This is a genomic window from Streptomyces sp. NPDC046821, from assembly GCF_040645335.1.
Taxonomy (GTDB): Bacteria; Actinomycetota; Actinomycetes; order Streptomycetales; family Streptomycetaceae; genus Streptomyces.
In genome coordinates this window covers 360,199-377,519 of the sequence record NZ_JBEYYB010000005.1, presented here as the reverse complement: position 1 = coordinate 377,519, position 17,321 = coordinate 360,199, and the positions used below count along the sequence as shown (strand labels likewise).

The window sequence follows — 17,321 nt, the reverse complement described above, 5'->3', positions numbered from 1 at the left end:
TTCATCGATCTGGGCTTGCGGAACAGTCGACCCCTCATGCATGGTGTGGGACGTGGCAAGTCGTAGCGCAGACCCCAAGGGTTCCAGGAACGGCAACGGCGCTCCGCCGTTGGACGCCGTCTCCCTCGCCATCATCGAACAGCTTCAGCAGGACGGCCGCAGGCCGTACGCCGCCATCGGCAAGGCCGTCGGCCTCTCCGAAGCGGCCGTGCGCCAGCGCGTCCAGAAGCTGCTCGACCAGGGCGTGATGCAGATCGTCGCCGTCACGGACCCGCTCACCGTGGGTTTCCGTCGGCAGGCGATGGTCGGTGTCAACGCGGAGGGTGACCTCGACCCCGTCGCGACCGCGCTCACCGCCATGCAAGAAGTCGAGTACGTGGTCATGACCGCGGGCTCGTTCGACCTCCTCGTGGAGGTCGTGTGTGAGGACGACGACCAACTGTTGGACGTCATCAACAAACGCATCCGGGCCATCCCCGGCGTGCGCTCCACCGAGAGCTTCGTCTACCTCAAGCTCAAGAAGCAGACCTATATGTGGGGAACCCGATAGCCGTGAGCAAGGACCTCAGCCAGACCGCCTACGACCACCTGTGGATGCACTTCACCCGCATGTCGTCGTACGAGAACGCGCCCGTTCCCACCATCGTGCGTGGCGAGGGCACCTACATCTACGACGACAAGGGCAAGAAGTACCTGGACGGCCTCGCGGGCCTGTTCGTGGTGCAGGCCGGCCACGGTCGCAGGGAGCTTGCCGAGGTCGCCGCCAAGCAGGCGTCCGAGCTGGCCTTCTTCCCCGTGTGGTCGTACGCCCACCCGAAGGCCGTGGAGCTGGCCGAGCGCCTGGCCCACTACGCGCCGGGCGACCTCAACAAGGTCTTCTTCTCCACCGGTGGTGGCGAGGCCGTCGAGACCGCGTGGAAGCTCGCGAAGCAGTACCACAAGCTCAACGGCAACCACACCAAGTACAAGGTGATCTCCCGCGCGGTGGCCTACCACGGCACCCCGCAGGGCGCGCTGTCCATCACCGGCCTGCCGGGTCTGAAGGCCCCGTTCGAGCCGCTGGTGCCGGGTGCGCACAAGGTCCCGAACACCAACATCTACCGCGCGCCGATCCACGGCGACGACCCCGAGGCCTTCGGCCGCTGGGCCGCCGACCAGATCGAGCAGGAGATCCTGTTCGAGGGTCCCGAGACCGTCGCCGCCGTCTTCCTGGAGCCGGTGCAGAACGCCGGTGGCTGCTTCCCGCCGCCGCCCGGGTACTTCCAGCGCGTCCGCGAGATCTGCGACCAGTACGACGTACTGCTCGTCTCCGACGAGGTCATCTGCGCCTTCGGCCGTCTCGGCACGATGTTCGCCTGTGACAAGTTCGGCTACATCCCGGACATCATCACCTGCGCCAAGGGCATGACCTCGGGCTACTCCCCGATCGGCGCGACCATCGTGTCGGACCGCATCGCGGCGCCCTTCTACAAGGGTGACAACACCTTCCTGCACGGCTACACCTTCGGTGGCCACCCGGTCTCCTCGGCCGTGGCGCTGGCGAACCTCGACCTGTTCGAGCGCGAGGGCCTCAACCAGCACGTCCTCGACAACGAGGCGAGCTTCCTGAAGACGCTGCAGAAGCTGCACGACCTGCCGATCGTCGGCGACGTCCGCGGCAACGGCTTCTTCTACGGAATCGAGCTCGTCAAGGACAAGGCCACCAAGGAGTCCTTCACGGACGAGGAGTCGGAGCGCGTGCTCTACGGCTTCGTCTCCAAGAAGCTCTACGAGTACGGCCTGTACTGCCGCGCCGACGACCGTGGTGACCCGGTCATCCAGCTGTCGCCGCCGCTGATCTCGGACCAGTCGACCTTCGACGAGATCGAGTCGATCATCCGCCAGGTCCTCACCGAGGCCTGGACGAAGATCTGAGCCAACCGGCTGCGAACTCCGGCCCGGCTGCGCCCATCCGAGTGAGATGGGAGCGGCCGGGCCGCGTCCTTTCCCGCCCCGCGCCGCCGAATACCTAGCGTGCCAGTGACCGATCGGCCCTGCCTTCGTTCCCCCATCCGGGGGACGACTCGTCTTACGGGAATTCTGATCTGCAGTCTCTGAACGAGGTGTTAGCCATGGTGGCCCCACCGGACAACGACGTGCTCTGGGCACGTGCCCTGCACTTCTCCCACAACGGCTCGCCCGCCCTCACCGGCGTCTCGCTCGGTGTCCGCGAGAGCGAGATCCTCGCCGTCACCGGACCGCGCGGCAGCGGCAAGACGACGCTCCTGCAGTGCCTCTCCGGGCAGTTCCTGCCGGACCAGGGCGAGGTGTGGTTCAACAGCACCCCCGTGCACACCATGGGCCCGCTCGTCAGAGAACGGCTGCGCCGCGACCGCTTCGCCTGGATCGACCCCGAGCCCCACCTCGTACCCGAGCTGAACGCCTGGGAGAACACCGCGCTCGCCGTCATGATGCGCGGCGGGGGCCGGCGCGCCGCCAAGGCCGCCGCCCTGGAGTGGCTGGAGCGCCTCGACATCGGCATGTGCGCCCGTAAGCGTCCGCACGCCATGGTCCAGTCGGAGCGCCAGCGCGTCGCCATCGCCCGCGCCCTGGTCACCGCCCCCTCGGTCCTCTTCGCCGACGAGCCGACCGCGCCCCTGCACCGCGCCGACCGGGCCCACGTGCTGCGGACGCTGATGGCGGCGGCCCGTTCGCACGGCATCACGGTCGTCCTCGCCACCCACGACACCGAGGTCGCCGCCCTCGCCGACCGCTCGGTGGCGCTGCTCGACGGGCGCCGGGTGAACACGGTCCACCTGCCCGGTGCGGCCGACGGCGGCGACACGGAAGGCCGGGCCGCGTGCTCGCTCTCCGTCTAGCCCGCCGCGGACAGCCCGTCGTCCAGCTCCGCAGGCTTCTGGTCGCCGCCGCCTCGGCGGGCACCGGATTCCTCCTGCTGTGCACGCTCGGCTACGCGCTGGGGCACCCGGACGCCTCCGCCGCGTCGCTGCTGCGCCTCGCGTGGTGTGTCGTGCCGCTGGCCGCGACCGTGTATCTCGCGGTCGCGGTCGCCCGGACCGACCCGGGCACACGTCCGCGACCGGGCCTGTCCGCGGTGGGCCTGGGACCGGCACGTCTCACGCTGCTCGCGGCGGTGTCCACGGCGGTGGCCTGCACGCTCGGCTCGATGCTGGCGCTGCTGTTCTTCCTTCATCTGCGCGGCGACCTGTCGGGCCTGCCGTTCGACGGCGCGGCCCGCGGTCTCCTCGCCGCCGACCGGCCTCTGCCGCTGGCCGCCGCCCTGACGCTCCTCACGCTGGTCCCGCTCGCCGCGTCGGCCGCCTCCGCCGTCGTCCTGCGCCCGCGCGCCGCCAAGCCCGGGGAGCGCCAGGACCCGGCCGACCCCGCCGCCCCCGTACCCGCCCCGAACGGCCTGCCCTGGGGCGTCGCGCTGCTCGCCGTAGGACTCTCCGTGGAGACGTACGCCTCCCGGGCGCACGCCGCCGCGGGGGTTCCGATGCCGGGCGGTCTCGGCGGGAGCCCGAGCGGGGTGCTGGCCGGGTGGACGGTGACGGCCGTCGGGCTCGCGCTGGCCGGCCCGGGACTCACGTACCTGTGCGGCAAGGCGCTCCAGTCGGTGCGCCCCGGGGCAGCTCGGCTGCTCGCGGGGCGGGTGCTCCAGGAGGAGGCCCGGCGTATCGGGCGGCCGCTGGGCGTCGTGTGTGCGGTGGCCGCCGGGGCGTACGCGGGGATCACGCTCTACTCGGGGCGCCACCCGCTCGGTCCGCTGTCCACGCTCGGCGGGATCCTCGTCGTGGCCTGCACCGTGGCGACGCTCGTGACGGCGGCGATCGAGGCGAAGCACGCCCGGTCCGACACGAAGGCCGCGCTGCTCCGACTGGGCGCTCCCGCCGGGCTGCTGCGCGGTGCGGCGGCGCTGCGGGCGTTGGCTCTGCTCGCCGTGTTCGGGCCGCTGACCTGGGCCGTAGCTGAACTGGCCGCGCTCCCGCTCGCTCCCTGAGCGGGCGCGGGCGGCGGCCCGCAAACTGATCGAAAAATAGTTCGCGACGGGCGATGAGTTCCGGGCGGGGCGTCCGTCTAACCCTGCGTACGGAACAGCGACGAGCGCCACGGCGCCAGCGAGCGAAAGAGACGGACACACCATGTACCAGCAGATGATCTTCCCGAACCTCGCCGTGAACGACCTCGAGGCGTCGAAGAAGTTCTTCACCGAGCTCGGCTACACGATCAACCCGCAGTTCTCGGACGAGACCGCCGCCTCCGTGGTCGTCAGCGAGCACATCGTGATCATGCTGCTCACCAAGGAGAAGTACGCCGGCTTCACGACGAAGCCGATCATCGACTCGGCGAAGAGCAGCGAGGTACTGCTGTGCCTGAGCGCCGAGAGCCGCGACAAGGTCGACGAGCTCGTCGACAAGGCGATCGCCGCGGGCGGCACCGAGACGGGCGAGAAGCAGGACCACGGTTTCATGTACGGCCGCGCCTTCGACGACCTGGACGGCCACACGTTCGAGATCATGTGGATGGACCCGACGATGGTCGAGGGCTGAGCTGCGGCGACCGCCGGGCGGGCTCGCCAGCGAGGGCTCAGCTGCCGGTGCTTCTCGGTGGGCTGAGCAGCTGCAACCTCCGGGGGGGGCTGAGCTGCCGCAGGATCCGGGTGGGCTGAGCTGCCGCAGGATCCGGGTGGGCTGAGCCGCCGGCACTTCCTGGCGGGCTGAGCCGCGGCAACCTCCGGGACGGCTGAGCTGCCGCAACCGCCGGGAGGGCGCCGAGCCGCCGCAGCTCCCGGCACGGTTGAGCCGCCCCAGCTTCCGGGAGGGCAGAGCCACCGGTACCTCTCGGCGGGCTGAGCAACGGCAACCTCCGGGACGGCCGAGCTGCCGCAACCTCCGGGAGGGCAGAGCCACCGGGACCTCTCGGCGGGCCGAGCCGCCGGTCTTCTCCCCAGGCTGACCTGCCAGGCCTCCTCGGACGCGGCCTAGCATGGGCGGGTGCAGACCCCTGAACCCGCCCCGCGCAGGCCCGCGATCCCGCACACGGACGCCGGTCGCGAGATCGATTCACTGGACGCGTTCGACGCGGTCGTGGCCGCGCACGGCTCGCTCGCCGGCCGCCGCGTACAGGCGGTCGACCTGACGGAACGCACCACCGAACTACTCGGCCTGGACGCCGAGGGCGCCGTCTTCCTCGGCTGCCCGATGGGCCCCGAGGCCGCGGCGCGTATCCGTGCCACCGGCGCCCTGGTCTTCCCGCCGATCCCGGGGCTCCCCTTCGACCCGTACCGGGGGCATCTCTACTCCCCCGCCGAACTGTTCGACGGGCTCGCGGACGGCGGGTACGAGTCGACGCCCGACGCCCTCGCCAACGAGTGGTTCCAGCGGACCAAGGCCGACGGCGACATCTTCTCGTCGATGCTGCGGGCCGTGCACGACGACTCGGTCTCCGACGCCCTCGACGAACTCCTCGCCGGTACGCGCGTGGTGGGCGTGATGGGCGGTCACGCGATGGGGCGCGGCACGGACGGGTATGCGGGCGCGGCACGGCTCGGGCGGACGCTCGCCCGGTCCGGGGTCACCGTCGCGACGGGCGGTGGCCCCGGCGCCATGGAGGCGGCGAACCTGGGCGCGTACGCGGCACCGTTCCACGACGACATGCTCACGCAAGCCCTCCAACTGCTCGCGGCTGCGCCCTCGTTCAGCCCGTCGGTCACGGACTGGGCGACGGCCGCCTTCGCCATACGGTCGCGCTGGCCGGACGGCGGCGCGTCGGTCGGCATACCCACCTGGTTCTACGGGCACGAGCCGCCGAACGCGTTCGCCGCGCACATCGCGAAGTACTTCGCCAACGCCACCCGCGAGGACGGCCTCCTCGCCCGCTCGAACGCCGGTGTGGTGTTCCTGCCGGGCGCAGCCGGGACCGTCCAGGAGATCTTCGACAACGCGACGCCGAACTACTACGAGTCCCGGGGCACTCCCAGGCCGATGGTGCTCGTCGGCCACGACCACTGGACGGAACGACTGCCGGCGTGGCCGCTGCTCACCTCCCTGGCCCGCGAGCGTTCGATGGACGCGCGGATCGCCCTCGTGGACTCGGTGGAGGAGGCGGCCGACGCGCTGGCGAAGCTGGGGTGAGCCGGCCGGGGCCGGGGGTAGAAGGGCTGGGCCCTGAACTTAAAGGGGGCCTAGACGAACGTCGCCCGCTCCAGCCAGAAGTCCAGCAACTCCCGCTCCCCCAGGACCTCCACCCGTCCCCCGTCGAGCGGCTCACGCCGGTAGAACGCGAGCAGTACGTCGGTCAGCGGCCCCCGCAGCGCGACCGTCGCCTTCTCGTGGCCCCGGCGCCAGCTGAAGCCGTCCTCGTCCAGTTCGATCAGCCACTCGGCGTTCAGCTCCGGCGGGACATCCGTGGCATGAAGGTGCAGGCTGCGCCCGCCGCCGCGCAGCTCCGCCGAAGGCTGGGCCGGGTACGCCTGCTGGGTGTACCGGACGATCTGCAGCCACTCGTCGAGCGCGTCGGCGGCGAACTCCGGCGCCACCTCGAACCCGACGCCCGTCGTGAGCGCCACGTCCGCGCGGTGGATCACCGTCTCGTGCGTCATCCGGCGCGCCCAGAACCCGGTGCTCCGGTGCCACCCCCAGCTCCACACGGGGACGTCGGGGCCCGCGGTGCGCAGCGCGTCCACGACGAGTTCGGCGCCCTCCAGGAGCCAGTCGACGAGCGCGTCCGGTTCGTCGCTCACCGGTCCCTCGCCGCCCGGCACCTTCTCGTCGGGCACCGGCTCGCTGGACCGGGTCCGTACGATCGTGTCGACCCAGCGGTGCACCCCGCCCGTGTGGACGACGAGGTCGCGCAGGGTCCAGCCGGGGCAGGTCGGCACGAGAGCCGAGAGGTCGGCGCCGACAAGATGGCGGGCCAACAGGGCGGTCTGCGCGAGGACTTCGTCGCAGTACTGGTCGTGGGTGAACTGTCCTGGCGCTGCGGTCTCCGTCGTCATGCGACGGACCCTACGCGCGGGCCTCGCCGTCCATCACCACAATTTCCGCCGCGTCGAACGCCACCCCGACCTGGTCCCCGGGCTCCGGCGCGTCCCGCAGCGCGCAGGCCGCTTCGAGCCGGGGGGCCTGCGTCGCCTCCAGGTGCAGGGCGACATGGGTACCGCGGAAGGTGCGGGCTGTGACCGTGCAGGTCAGCTGCCCTTCGGCGGCAGGCACAAGCCGTACGCCCGCGGGCCTGACGAGGATCTGGACTCGGCCCTGCGGAGACTTCGCGGGTACGGGCACCTTGCCCCAGGGCGTGTCGGCCGCCTCGCCGACGACGGTCGCGTCGACGACGTTGTCGAAGCCGAGGAAGCGGGCCACGAACTCGTCGGCCGGGTTCCGCCACACCTCAAGGGGCGTGCCGGACTGGGCGATCCGTCCGTTCCGCATCACCACGACGCGGTCGGCGAGCGCGAAGGCCTCACCCTGGTCGTGCGTCACGGCGAGCACGGTCGTACCCAACTCGCCGAACAGTTCCCGGAGTTCGACGACGAGCCGCTCCCGCAGCGAGCGGTCGAGCTGGCCGAGGGGCTCGTCGAGCATGAGGAGGCGCGGGCGCGGCGCGAGCGCCCGGGCGAGGGCTACGCGCTGCTGCTCACCTCCGGACAGCGAGGTGACGGCACGTCGCTCGGCCCCAGGAAGACCGACGAGTTCCAGCAACTCCTTTACGCGCCCCTGCTGTTCGGAGCGGGCGACGCCGTGCATCCGGAGGCCGAAGGCGACGTTGCCGCCGACGTCGCGCTGCGGAAAGAGCTGGTGGTCCTGGAACATGAGGCCGACGCCGCGCCGGTGCGCGGGCACGCCCGCCTGGTCGCGGCCGTCCAGGAACACGCGCCCCGCGTCGAGGCTCTGGAGCCCGGCGACGACGCGCAGCAGCGTCGACTTGCCGCTGCCGCTGGGGCCGAGGACGCACACGATCTCGTGCTCGGCGACGTCGAGGGCCACCCGGTCGAGGGCGGCGTGGGCGGAACTGGCATTCTCCGCGGCGCCCGCCTTCTTCACTGGCCCACCGAAGCGAACCGTCGCGTCGTCCAACGTAAGCAGGGCCATCAGAACTCCCCCGTCGTGCGGTCCGTCCGCATACGTTCGAGCAGCAGCAGCGACACCGCGCACACCACCATGAGAATCGTCGAAAGGGCCATCGCCTGGCCGTAGTTGAGCTCACCGGCCCGGCCGAGGAGCCGTGCGACGGCGACCGGCAGGGTCGGGCTGTCCGGGCGGGCGATGAAGACGGTCGCCCCGAACTCGCCGAGCGACACCGCGAACGCGAACCCGGCCGCGATCAGCAGCGCCCTGCGCACCATCGGCAGGTCGACCTCACGCCAGGCCCGCAACGGTGACGCGCCGAGAACGGCAGCGGCCTCGCGCAGGCGCCCGTCGACCGCGCGCAGGACCGGCAGCATCGTACGGACGACGAACGGCACCCCGACGAGGGCCTGGGCCAGCGGCACCAGGATCCACGTACCGCGCAGGTCGAGCGGCGGCTTGTCCAGGGTGATCAGGAAGCCGAAGCCGACGGTGACGGCCGAGACGCCGAGCGGCAGCATCAGCAGCGCGTCGAAACCCCGGGCGAGACGGCTGGATCTCCGCGTGAGGGCTGCCGCCGCGAGGCCGCCGATCACGACGGCGATGGCGGTCGCCGCCAGCGCGTACCGCAGCGAGTTCCCGATCGCCTCGATCGGGGGCACCAGGAAGGCGCCACTGTCGGACGTCGTCAGCGCCTTGTAGTAACCGAACCCGAAGCCGCCAGCCCCTCCGGCGCCCTGGAAAGATCGCTGGACCAGCACGCCCAGCGGCAGCAGGATCAGCAAGGCGACCGTGGTGACCACACCGCCGAGGAGTGCCCACTGGCCCGCGCCGCGCGGGCGCCGTGCGGTGTGCGCGGCGTCGACGAGCCGTAGCGCGCTCTCGCGGCGGCGCACGCTCCAGGCGTGCACGGCGAGGATGACCCCGACGGCGGCGAACTGCACGATCGTCAGGACGGCGGCCGTGGAGAGGTCGAAGATCTGCGCGGTCTGCCGGTAGATCTCGACTTCGAGCGTCGAGAACGTCGGACCGCCGAGGATCTGGACGACGCCGAACGACGTGAAGGTGAAGAGGAAGACCATCAGGGCGGCGGCTGCGACGGCGGGCCCGAGCGCGGGCAGCGTCACCGTCCGCCAGGCGGTCCAGCGGGAGGCGCCGAGCATCCGCGCGGCCTCCTCCTGCCGCGGGTCGAGCTGCGCCCACAGGCCGCCGACGGTGCGTACGACGACGGCGTAGTTGAAGAAGACATGGGCGAGCAGGATCGCCCACACCGTGGTGTCGAGGCGTACGCCCCACAGCTGGTCGAGCAGTCCGCCGCGGCCGACCAGCGCCAGGAACGCCGTACCGACGACGACGGTCGGCAGCACGAACGGCACGGTGACGACGGCCCGGAGCACCTGCTTGCCCCTGAACTCGAAGCGCGCGAAGACGTACGCGCCGGGGAGCGCGATCAGGAGCGTGAGCGCCGTCGAGGCGAGGGCCTGCCAGGTCGTGAACCACAGGACGTGCCGGATGTCGGACTGCCCGAGCACGTCGGTGATCCGCCCGAACTGCCAGTGGCCGTCCGTCTTCAGCCCGCGCGAGACGATCGCCGCGACCGGGTACGCGAAGAAGAGCGCGAAGAACACGGCGGGCAGGGTCAGCAGACCGAGCCGCGCCGCGCTCCCGCCGCCTCGCAAGTCCCGCTTGCGGGGCTTTACTTCAGTACGAGTGAGGTCCACGACTTGACCCACGCGTCACGGTTGTCGGCGATCTTCTTCGGCGCCATGGTCTCCGGCTTGTCCACCTTGACCGCGTACTTGGCGTAGGCGGCGGGCAGGGCAGCGTCCGTGGTCACCGGGTCCACGAACATGTTCAGCGGCATGTCCTGCTGGAACTCCTTGGTGATCAGGAAGTCCAGGAGCGCCTTGCCGCCCTCGGTGTTCTTGGCGTTGCTGAGCAGGCCGGCGAACTCGGTCTGGCGGAAGCAGGTGCCGGCGGCGACGCCGGTGGGCGCGGTCTTCGGCTGGGGGTCCGAGTAGATCGCCTCGGCCGGCGGGGAGGACGCGTAGGACACGACGAGCGGCCGGTCGCCGCCCGCCTTCTTGCCGCCGGCGCTCCCGGAGAACTCCTCGTTGTACGCCTGCTCCCAGCCGTCGACGACCTTCACGCCGTTGGCCTTGAGCTTCTTCCAGTAGCCCTGCCAGTTGCTGTCGCCGTAGCTCGCGGCGCTGCCGAGCAGGAAGCCGAGCCCTGGCGACGACGTCGCAGCGTTCTCGGTGACGAGCAGGTTCTTGTACGCGGGCTTCGTCAGGTCGGCGAAGGACGCGGGCGGCGTCAGCTTGTGGTCGGCGAAGTACTTCTTGTCGTAGTTGACGCAGATGTTGCCGGTGTCGATCGGCGTGACCCGGTGCTGGGCCTTGTCGAGCTGGTACTCGGGCCTGACCTGGGCAAGGCCCTTGGCCTCGTACGGCTGGAAGAGGCCGTTGTCGAGGGCGCGCGAGAGCAACGTGTTGTCGACGCCGAAGAAGACGTCGCCCTGCGGGTTGTCCTTGGACAGGATGGCCTTGTTGACGGCCTCGCCCGCGTCACCGTCCTTGAGGACCGTGACCTTGTAGCCGGACTTCTTCTCGAAGTCCTTGAGGACGCTCTTGGAAACGGCCCACGAGTCATGGCTGACGAGGGTGACCGTCTTGGAGTCCGCCTTGGCTGAACCGGAGCCGGAGCCCGAGCCGGACCCGCCGCACGCGGAGAGCGTGACGAGGCCGATACCGGCCGCCACGACGACGGCCGTGGCCTTGATGGTGGTGCTCACTGAGTTCCCTCCTGGGTGTCCAGGAAGAGACGCGGCCCTGCCCGGGTTCCTTCGGGTTCCCGGGCAGGGCGCAACAGCTTGAGTGGTGACCGAACTTCCTACCCAGAATGACCTGGGCGAGGTTCAGAGGGTCTGCGGCCGTGCCGCACTCTCAGCGCTGTGGCGCTCCCCTGTCGGAATATGAAGATGTACGTACAGCGCCCAGATTACCGCTCGGTGGCGGCGAGCTGACCACACGCCCCGTCGATCTCCTGGCCACGGGTGTCGCGAACGGTGACCGGCACACCGTGGGCCGCGATGGCGTCGACGAACGCCTTCTCGTCCTCGGGGCGCGAGGCCGTCCACTTCGATCCGGGCGTCGGGTTCAGCGGGATCAGGTTCACGTGGACGCGCTTGCCCTTGAGCAGCCGGCCGAGCCGGTCACCGCGCCACGCCTGGTCGTTGATGTCCCGGATGAGGGCGTACTCGATGGAGATACGGCGGCCCGACTTCTCGGAGTACTCCCACGCCGCGTCGAGGACCTCGCGGACCTTCCAGCGCGTGTTGACCGGGACGAGGGTGTCGCGCAGCTCGTCGTCGGGCGCGTGCAGCGAGACGGCGAGACGGCACTTGAGGCCCTCGTCGGCGAAGCGGTGCATGGCGGGGACCAGACCGACCGTCGAGACGGTGATCCCGCGCTGCGAGAGGCCGACGCCGTCGGGCTCGGGGTCGGTGAGCGCGCGGATGGCGCCGACGACCCGCTTGTAGTTGGCGAGGGGCTCGCCCATGCCCATGAACACGATGTTGCTCAGGCGGGCGGGTCCGCCGGGGATCTCGCCGTCGCGCAGCGCGCGCATCCCGTCGACGATCTGGTGCACGATCTCGCCCGTCGACAGGTTCCGGTCGAGGCCGGCCTGTCCGGTGGCGCAGAACGGGCAGTTCATCCCGCAGCCGGCCTGCGAGCTGATGCACATGGTGACCCGGTCCGGGTACCGCATCAGGACAGACTCGACGAGCGTGCCGTCGAAGAGCCGCCACAGGGTCTTGCGGGTGGTGTCCTGGTCGGTCGACAGATGCCGGACGACCGTCATCAGCTCGGGAAGCAGCGCCTCCTGCAGCTTGCCGCGCGAGGCGGCGGGGATGTCGGTCCACTCCGCGGGGTCGTGCGCGAACCGCGAGAAGTAGTGCTGCGACAGCTGCTTGGCGCGGAACGGCTTCTCACCGATCGCGGCGACGGCCTCCTTACGCTCGGCAGGCGAAAGGTCGGCGAGATGCCGCGGCGGCTTCTTGGCTCCGCGCGGGGCGACGAAAGTGAGTTCTCCGGGCTTAGGCATAACCCCTCAAGTGTCGCAGACATACGGCGACGGGCCCGCCGCCCTGTGGACAACGAGCCCGTCACCTACATCTGCGCAGGTCAGCCCTGCATGTGGAACCGTCACCCCCGCATACGGGACCGTCAGCCCCGCATAGGGAACCGTCAGCCGTTCCCCACGAACAGCACCAGCAGCAGCCACACCACCGGTGCCGTCGGCAGCAGCGAGTCCAGGCGGTCCATGATGCCGCCGTGGCCCGGGAGCAGGGTGCCCATGTCCTTGATGCCGAGGTCACGCTTGATCATCGACTCGCCGAGGTCGCCGAGCGTGGCGCTGGCCGCGACCGCGAGGCCGAGCAGCAGGCCCTGCCACCAGGCGCCGTCGTCGATGAGGAACTGCATACACAGCGCGCCCGCCACCATCGCGAACGACACCGCGCCGACCAGGCCCTCGCGGGTCTTGCCGGGGCTGATGCGCGGGGCGAGCTTGTGCTTGCCGAAGCGCCAGCCGATCGCGTAGGCGCCGGTGTCGCTGACGACGGTGAGCAGCAGGAACGTCAGGACGCGCTGCGGCCCGTCGTCCGCCGTGAGCATCATCGCCACGAACGTCGCGAGGAACGGCACGTAGAACGCGGCGAAGACGCCGGCCGTGACGTCCTTGAGGTAGCCCTCCGGAGGCTCCGTCATGCGCCAGACGAGGACGGCGAGCGCGGTGAGCGCCATCGCCACCCAGGCGCCCTCGGCACCGCGGACGTATCCGGCGACGACCATCGCCGCGCCGCCGACCGCGAGCGGTACGAGGGGGGCCTTGATCTCCTTGCGCTCCTGGAGGCGCGAGGTGAGCTCCCACAGGCCGACGACGACGGCCACCGCTATCACGCCGATGAACACGGCCTTGACGATGAACAGCGAGGCGACGATCACGGCCCCGAGTCCGACGCCGACTCCTATGGCTGCCCCGAGGTCACGGCCCGCGCTCTTCTTCGGCGGTGCGGGGGCGGGCTGTGCGGCGCTTGGCATGGGCTCCTGCGGGCTCTCGTGCTGCGCCTCGTGCGGCGTCACATACGGCGTCTCGTGCGGCTGCGGCTGCGGGTGCTGCTGCTGGTCGTGGTGCTGCGGGTGGTGCTGGTCGTGCGGGTACGGCTCGTTCTGCGAGTACCCCGGGTGCTGCTGATCCTGCGCGTACTGCTGGTACTGCTGGTACGGCTGATCCAGCGGCGCGTACGACCTGTGCTGCTGATCCTGCTGGTACTGCGGGTACTGCGTCCCGTGCGACTCCCGGCGAGGCGCCTCGTACCGCGTCTCGTCGCGGAACAGGGGACCGCTCGGCGAAGCAGCCCCCCGATCGTCGTCCTGGCCACCGCCACCGGCGGGTACGTCGGGCATTTCGGGCACGATGGTCATGGGCCGAGTCTCCTCAACCGCATGACGTTCGTACGCGGGACCCGCCGGGGAAGCCCCCTGGGAAAGCCCCTGGTCGGGCGGCTCCCAGTACCCGGCTCCGGTCGGCGCTCCCCAGGGAGAGTCGTTCACGGAATTCCTCAGACCTCGAGCAGCTCGGCTTCCTTGTGCTTGAGCAGCTCGTCCACCTGTGCGACGTACTTCGCGGTGGTGTCGTCGAGCTCCTTCTCGGCGCGACGCCCCTCGTCCTCGCCGATGTCGCCGTCCTTGATCGCCTTGTCGATCGCTTCCTTGGCCTTGCGGCGGATGGAGCGGATCGAGATCTTGGAGTCCTCGGCCTTGGTCTTGGCGACCTTGATGAACTCCTTGCGGCGGTCCTGGGTCAGCTCCGGGAACGTCACTCGGATGATGTTGCCGTCGTTGCTCGGGTTGACGCCGAGGTCGGAGTCGCGGATCGCCTGCTCGATGTTGCGCAGGGCGCTCTTGTCGAACGGGGTCACCACGGCCATGCGCGGCTCGGGCACCGAGAACGAGGCCAGCTGGTTGATCGGGGTCAGCGCGCCGTAGTAGTCCGCCACGATCTTGTTGAACATCGCCGGGTGCGCACGACCGGTGCGGATCGCGGCGAAGTCCTCCTTGGCGACCACGACGGCCTTCTCCATCTTCTCCTCGGCCTCGAGGAGGGTCTCTTCGATCACCACTTGCTCCTGCGTGTCTTGAGTGAGGCCCGGCCTGCGCTCAGGGCGGCCGGCTGCGTCGTGTGTCTTTCCTGCACGGTGTCCGACCGGCAGGACATTGTCCATCCCCTGGTGGGGGGTCGGGTCAGGCCCGCGTTCCGTGGTCGCCCACGAGCGTGCCGATCTTCTCACCCTTGACCGCCCGCGCGATATTGCCCTCGGCGAGCAGTTCGAAGACGAGGATGGGCAGCTTGTTGTCGCGGCACAGGGTGATCGCGGTCATGTCGGCGACCTTGAGGTCGCGGGTGATGACCTCGCCGTAGCTGAGCGCGTCGAACTTCACGGCCTCGGGGTTGGTCTTCGGGTCGGAGTCGTAGACCCCGTCCACCCCGTTCTTGCCCATGAGCAGCGCCTCGGCGTCGATCTCCAGGGCGCGCTGGGCGGCGGTCGTGTCGGTGGAGAAGTACGGCATTCCCATACCGGCGCCGAAGATGACGACGCGGCCCTTCTCCAGGTGGCGTACGGCCCGCAGCGGGATGTACGGCTCGGCGACCTGGCCCATGGTGATGGCGGTCTGCACGCGGGAGTCGATGCCCTCCTTCTCCAGGAAGTCCTGGAGGGCGAGGCAGTTCATGACCGTGCCGAGCATCCCCATGTAGTCGGAGCGGGCCCGGTCCATGCCGCGCTGCTGGAGCTCGGCGCCGCGGAAGAAGTTACCGCCGCCGATGACGACGGCGATCTGCGCGCCGCCGCGCACGACGGCCGCGATCTCGCGAGCGATCTTGTGCACCACGTCGGGGTCGACACCCAGACCCCCGCCACCGGCGAACGCCTCGCCGGACAGCTTCAGCAGAAAGCGCCCCGCGCCTTTGCCGTCGTCGCTCTTCTGGTCTTTGTCGACCTTGGTGGTGGTCATGGTGTTCTCGCCTCTTTACTTGGCACACATACAAAGAAGGCCATTGCCGGTGGGGTGTGTTCGCATCCCATGCTCGGCAATGGCCTCCTTGTCACATCTGCGGTCGCCGGGCGCGCACGCGCGCGGTGGCGGCGTACGCGGGCGACTGCTGTCGACCCTACTGGGATCTCGTCGACCCTAGCGGTGTCTTCCGGCTGTCGCGGTACGGACTCAGATGCCGACCTTGATGCGCGAGAAGCGCTTCAGGGTGACACCGGCCTCGTCCAGAACCTTCTGCACGGACTTCTTGTTGTCCAGCGCGTACGGCTGGCCGAGGAGGGTGGCCTCCTTGAAGAAGCCGTTGACGCGACCCTCGACGATCTTCGGGAGGGCGGCCTCGGGCTTGCCCTCGGCGCGGGTGGTCTCCTCGGCGACGCGGCGCTCGGACTCGACGACCTCGGCCGGCACGTCCTCCTTGGAGAGGTACTTCGGCGCGAAGGCGGCGATGTGCTGCGCGATGCCCTTGGCGAGGTCGGCGTCGGCCTTGTCCAGCTCGACCAGAACACCGATCTGCGGGGGCAGGTCGGGCATGGTGCGGTGCATGTACGCGGTGACGAACGCGCCCGAGAACTGCGCGAAGCGGTCGAGGACGATCTTCTCGCCGAGGTTGGCGTTGGCCTCGTCGACGTACGCCTGGACGGTCTTGCCGGGCTCGATCTCGGACGCGAGAAGCGCCGCGATGTCGGCCGGGTTCGTGGCGGCGACGTGGGCGGCGAGCGCGTTGGCGACAGCCTGGAACTTGTCACCCTTGGCGACGAAGTCCGTCTCGCACTTGAGCTCGAGGATGACACCGGTGGCGTTGTCGTCGGCGATGAGGGAGACCACGGCGCCGTTCTCGGCGGAGCGGCCCTCGCGCTTGGCGACGCCCTTCTGGCCCTTGATGCGCAGGGCCTCGACGGCCTTGTCGACGCTGCCGTCGGCCTCGTCGAGCGCCTTCTTGCAGTCCATCATGCCGGCGCCCGTGAGCTCGCGGAGCTTCTTGACGTCAGCGGCGGTGTAGTTCGCCATGATCCTGAAATTCTCTCTCGAAGTCTGGAAGATCTACGGGTGAACGGCGGGGGCCGACTCGGCCCCCGCCGTCAACTACCGAACCGGTGAGGGTCAGGCCTGCTCGGCGTCCGCGGCCGGGGCAGCGGCCTCGGGAGCGGCAGCCTCGGCGGCCTCGGCGGCCGGAGCGGCCTCCTCAGCCTTCTCGTCGGCCTTCTTCTCGCCCTCGAGCAGGTCGCGCTCCCACTCGGCGAGCGGCTCGCCCGCGGCCTTGTCGCCCGGCTTCTGGTCGCCCGTGGCGGCACCGGAGCGGGCGATGAGGCCCTCGGCGACGGCGTCGGCGATCACGCGGGTGAGCAGGGTGACGGAGCGGATCGCGTCGTCGTTGCCCGGGATCTTGTAGTCGACCTCGTCGGGGTCACAGTTGGTGTCGAGGATGGCGACGACCGGGATGTTGAGCTTCCGGGCCTCGCCGACCGCGATGTGCTCCTTCTTGGTGTCCACGATCCAGACGGCGCTGGGCACCTTGGACATCTCGCGGATACCGCCGAGGGTCTTCTCGAGCTTGGCCTTCTCGCGGGAGAGGACCAGGAGCTCCTTCTTGGTGAGGCCGGACGCGGCCACATCCTCGAAGTCGATCTGCTCGAGCTCCTTGAGGCGCTGCAGACGCTTGTAGACGGTCGAGAAGTTCGTGAGCATACCGCCCAGCCAGCGCTGGTTGACGTACGGCATACCGACGCGGGTCGCCTGCTCGGCGATCGCCTCCTGCGCCTGCTTCTTCGTACCGACGAACATGACCGTGCCGCCGTGGGCGACGGTCTCCTTGACGAACTCGTAGGCGCGGTCGATGTACGACAGCGACTGGAGCAGGTCGATGATGTAGATGCCGTTGCGCTCGGTGAAGATGAAGCGCTTCATCTTCGGGTTCCAGCGACGGGTCTGGTGACCGAAGTGGACGCCGCTCTCCAGCAGCTCCCGCATCGTGACGACGGCCATGGCCGTACTCCTTGTGTTCTCGGTTGCCGCGACCGCAGGATTGCTGTCGCGCCTGACGCCCCGCGCGCTGTGCCACGAGGGACCGAGTTGCGCGGACACCGTCACGAATGAACTGGTGTTGGGGCGTGCGAAGTCGATCCGGTGACCCGGATCG

16 protein-coding genes and 1 riboswitch are annotated in these 17,321 nt (G+C 69.9%); of the genes, 6 read left to right on the top strand and 10 right to left on the bottom strand.

Features of this window, described 5'->3' with window-relative positions:
- The first annotated feature begins 40 nt into the window (after positions 1 to 40).
- From ABZ893_RS12610 to ABZ893_RS12585, 6 genes are all read left to right on the top strand, one after another.
- Positions 41 to 550, top strand: coding sequence for an Lrp/AsnC family transcriptional regulator (locus ABZ893_RS12610; protein ID WP_361401086.1), 510 nt, complete (start codon positions 41 to 43; stop codon positions 548 to 550).
- Complete coding sequence (locus tag ABZ893_RS12605) at positions 535 to 1,914, top strand: aspartate aminotransferase family protein (RefSeq protein ID WP_361401083.1); 1,380 nt, start codon at positions 535 to 537, stop codon at positions 1,912 to 1,914. Before ABZ893_RS12610 ends, ABZ893_RS12605 begins: the two co-directional genes overlap by 16 nt.
- 197 nt (positions 1,915 to 2,111) lie before the next feature.
- Positions 2,112 to 2,858: an ATP-binding cassette domain-containing protein gene (locus tag ABZ893_RS12600; RefSeq protein WP_361401080.1), complete on the top strand. Its 747-nt coding sequence runs from the start codon at positions 2,112 to 2,114 to the stop codon at positions 2,856 to 2,858.
- Positions 2,840 to 4,000 (top strand): hypothetical protein, encoded by a 1,161-nt coding sequence (locus ABZ893_RS12595; RefSeq protein ID WP_361401078.1) that lies wholly within the window; start codon positions 2,840 to 2,842, stop codon positions 3,998 to 4,000. The genes ABZ893_RS12600 and ABZ893_RS12595 overlap by 19 nt, the downstream gene beginning before the upstream one ends.
- A 142-nt stretch (positions 4,001 to 4,142) precedes the next feature.
- Positions 4,143 to 4,550 carry a VOC family protein gene (locus ABZ893_RS12590; RefSeq protein ID WP_361401075.1) on the top strand — a complete coding sequence of 136 codons (408 nt, stop codon included), beginning with the start codon at positions 4,143 to 4,145 and terminating at the stop codon, positions 4,548 to 4,550.
- A 444-nt stretch (positions 4,551 to 4,994) separates the two neighbouring features.
- Positions 4,995 to 6,134, top strand: a complete 1,140-nt coding sequence (locus ABZ893_RS12585) for a Rossmann fold nucleotide-binding protein (RefSeq protein ID WP_361401072.1) — start codon at positions 4,995 to 4,997, stop codon at positions 6,132 to 6,134.
- Positions 6,135 to 6,184: 50 nt separating this feature from the next.
- Here ABZ893_RS12585 and ABZ893_RS12580 read toward each other — a convergent pair whose 3' ends face one another.
- The 10 genes from ABZ893_RS12580 to rpsB form a co-directional block, all read right to left on the bottom strand.
- Positions 6,185 to 6,997: a maleylpyruvate isomerase family mycothiol-dependent enzyme gene (locus ABZ893_RS12580; RefSeq protein ID WP_361401069.1), complete on the bottom strand. Its 813-nt coding sequence runs from the start codon at positions 6,995 to 6,997 to the stop codon at positions 6,185 to 6,187.
- 10 nt (positions 6,998 to 7,007) lie between these two features.
- A complete protein-coding gene (locus ABZ893_RS12575) occupies positions 7,008 to 8,090 on the bottom strand; it encodes an ABC transporter ATP-binding protein (RefSeq protein WP_361401066.1) in 1,083 nt (360 codons plus the stop codon).
- Positions 8,090 to 9,787, bottom strand: coding sequence for an iron ABC transporter permease (locus tag ABZ893_RS12570; protein WP_361401063.1), 1,698 nt, complete (start codon positions 9,785 to 9,787; stop codon positions 8,090 to 8,092). The genes ABZ893_RS12575 and ABZ893_RS12570 overlap by 1 nt, the downstream gene beginning before the upstream one ends.
- On the bottom strand, positions 9,763 to 10,860 hold the full coding sequence (locus ABZ893_RS12565; protein WP_361401060.1) for a thiamine ABC transporter substrate-binding protein: 1,098 nt from the start codon (positions 10,858 to 10,860) through the stop codon (positions 9,763 to 9,765). The genes ABZ893_RS12570 and ABZ893_RS12565 overlap by 25 nt, the downstream gene beginning before the upstream one ends.
- Positions 10,861 to 10,937: 77 nt before the next feature.
- Positions 10,938 to 11,042, bottom strand: a riboswitch (TPP riboswitch).
- Between the two features lie 24 nt (positions 11,043 to 11,066).
- Positions 11,067 to 12,173 carry a 23S rRNA (adenine(2503)-C(2))-methyltransferase RlmN gene (rlmN, locus tag ABZ893_RS12560; RefSeq protein WP_361401057.1) on the bottom strand — a complete coding sequence of 369 codons (1,107 nt, stop codon included), beginning with the start codon at positions 12,171 to 12,173 and terminating at the stop codon, positions 11,067 to 11,069.
- Positions 12,174 to 12,316: 143 nt separating this feature from the next.
- Positions 12,317 to 13,546, bottom strand: a complete 1,230-nt coding sequence (locus tag ABZ893_RS12555; RefSeq protein ID WP_361401349.1) for a phosphatidate cytidylyltransferase — start codon at positions 13,544 to 13,546, stop codon at positions 12,317 to 12,319.
- A gap of 146 nt (positions 13,547 to 13,692) precedes the next feature.
- On the bottom strand, positions 13,693 to 14,250 hold the full coding sequence (gene frr, locus ABZ893_RS12550; protein WP_361401054.1) for a ribosome recycling factor: 558 nt from the start codon (positions 14,248 to 14,250) through the stop codon (positions 13,693 to 13,695).
- Between the two features lie 124 nt (positions 14,251 to 14,374).
- Positions 14,375 to 15,145 carry a UMP kinase gene (pyrH, locus tag ABZ893_RS12545; protein ID WP_361401051.1) on the bottom strand — a complete coding sequence of 257 codons (771 nt, stop codon included), beginning with the start codon at positions 15,143 to 15,145 and terminating at the stop codon, positions 14,375 to 14,377.
- A gap of 210 nt (positions 15,146 to 15,355) precedes the next feature.
- A complete protein-coding gene (tsf, locus tag ABZ893_RS12540; RefSeq protein WP_361401048.1) occupies positions 15,356 to 16,192 on the bottom strand; it encodes a translation elongation factor Ts in 837 nt (278 codons plus the stop codon).
- 93 nt (positions 16,193 to 16,285) lie between these two features.
- Positions 16,286 to 17,167, bottom strand: a complete 882-nt coding sequence (gene rpsB, locus ABZ893_RS12535; protein WP_361401045.1) for a 30S ribosomal protein S2 — start codon at positions 17,165 to 17,167, stop codon at positions 16,286 to 16,288.
- Positions 17,168 to 17,321: the final 154 nt, after the last annotated feature.

Bases quoted from the DNA above. Each gene is read 5' to 3' on its own strand.
- tsf (WP_361401048.1), bottom strand. From the start codon at position 16,192: ATGGCGAACTACACCGCCGCTGACGTCAAGAAGCTCCGCGAGCTCACG.
- rpsB (WP_361401045.1), bottom strand. From the start codon at position 17,167: ATGGCCGTCGTCACGATGCGGGAGCTGCTGGAGAGCGGCGTCCACTTC.
- pyrH (WP_361401051.1), bottom strand. From the start codon at position 15,145: ATGACCACCACCAAGGTCGACAAAGACCAGAAGAGCGACGACGGCAAA.
- ABZ893_RS12590 (WP_361401075.1), top strand. From the start codon at position 4,143: ATGTACCAGCAGATGATCTTCCCGAACCTCGCCGTGAACGACCTCGAG.
- ABZ893_RS12610 (WP_361401086.1), top strand. From the start codon at position 41: ATGGTGTGGGACGTGGCAAGTCGTAGCGCAGACCCCAAGGGTTCCAGG.
- rlmN (WP_361401057.1), bottom strand. From the start codon at position 12,173: ATGCCTAAGCCCGGAGAACTCACTTTCGTCGCCCCGCGCGGAGCCAAG.
- ABZ893_RS12600 (WP_361401080.1), top strand. From the start codon at position 2,112: ATGGTGGCCCCACCGGACAACGACGTGCTCTGGGCACGTGCCCTGCAC.
- ABZ893_RS12580 (WP_361401069.1), bottom strand. From the start codon at position 6,997: ATGACGACGGAGACCGCAGCGCCAGGACAGTTCACCCACGACCAGTAC.
- ABZ893_RS12575 (WP_361401066.1), bottom strand. From the start codon at position 8,090: ATGGCCCTGCTTACGTTGGACGACGCGACGGTTCGCTTCGGTGGGCCA.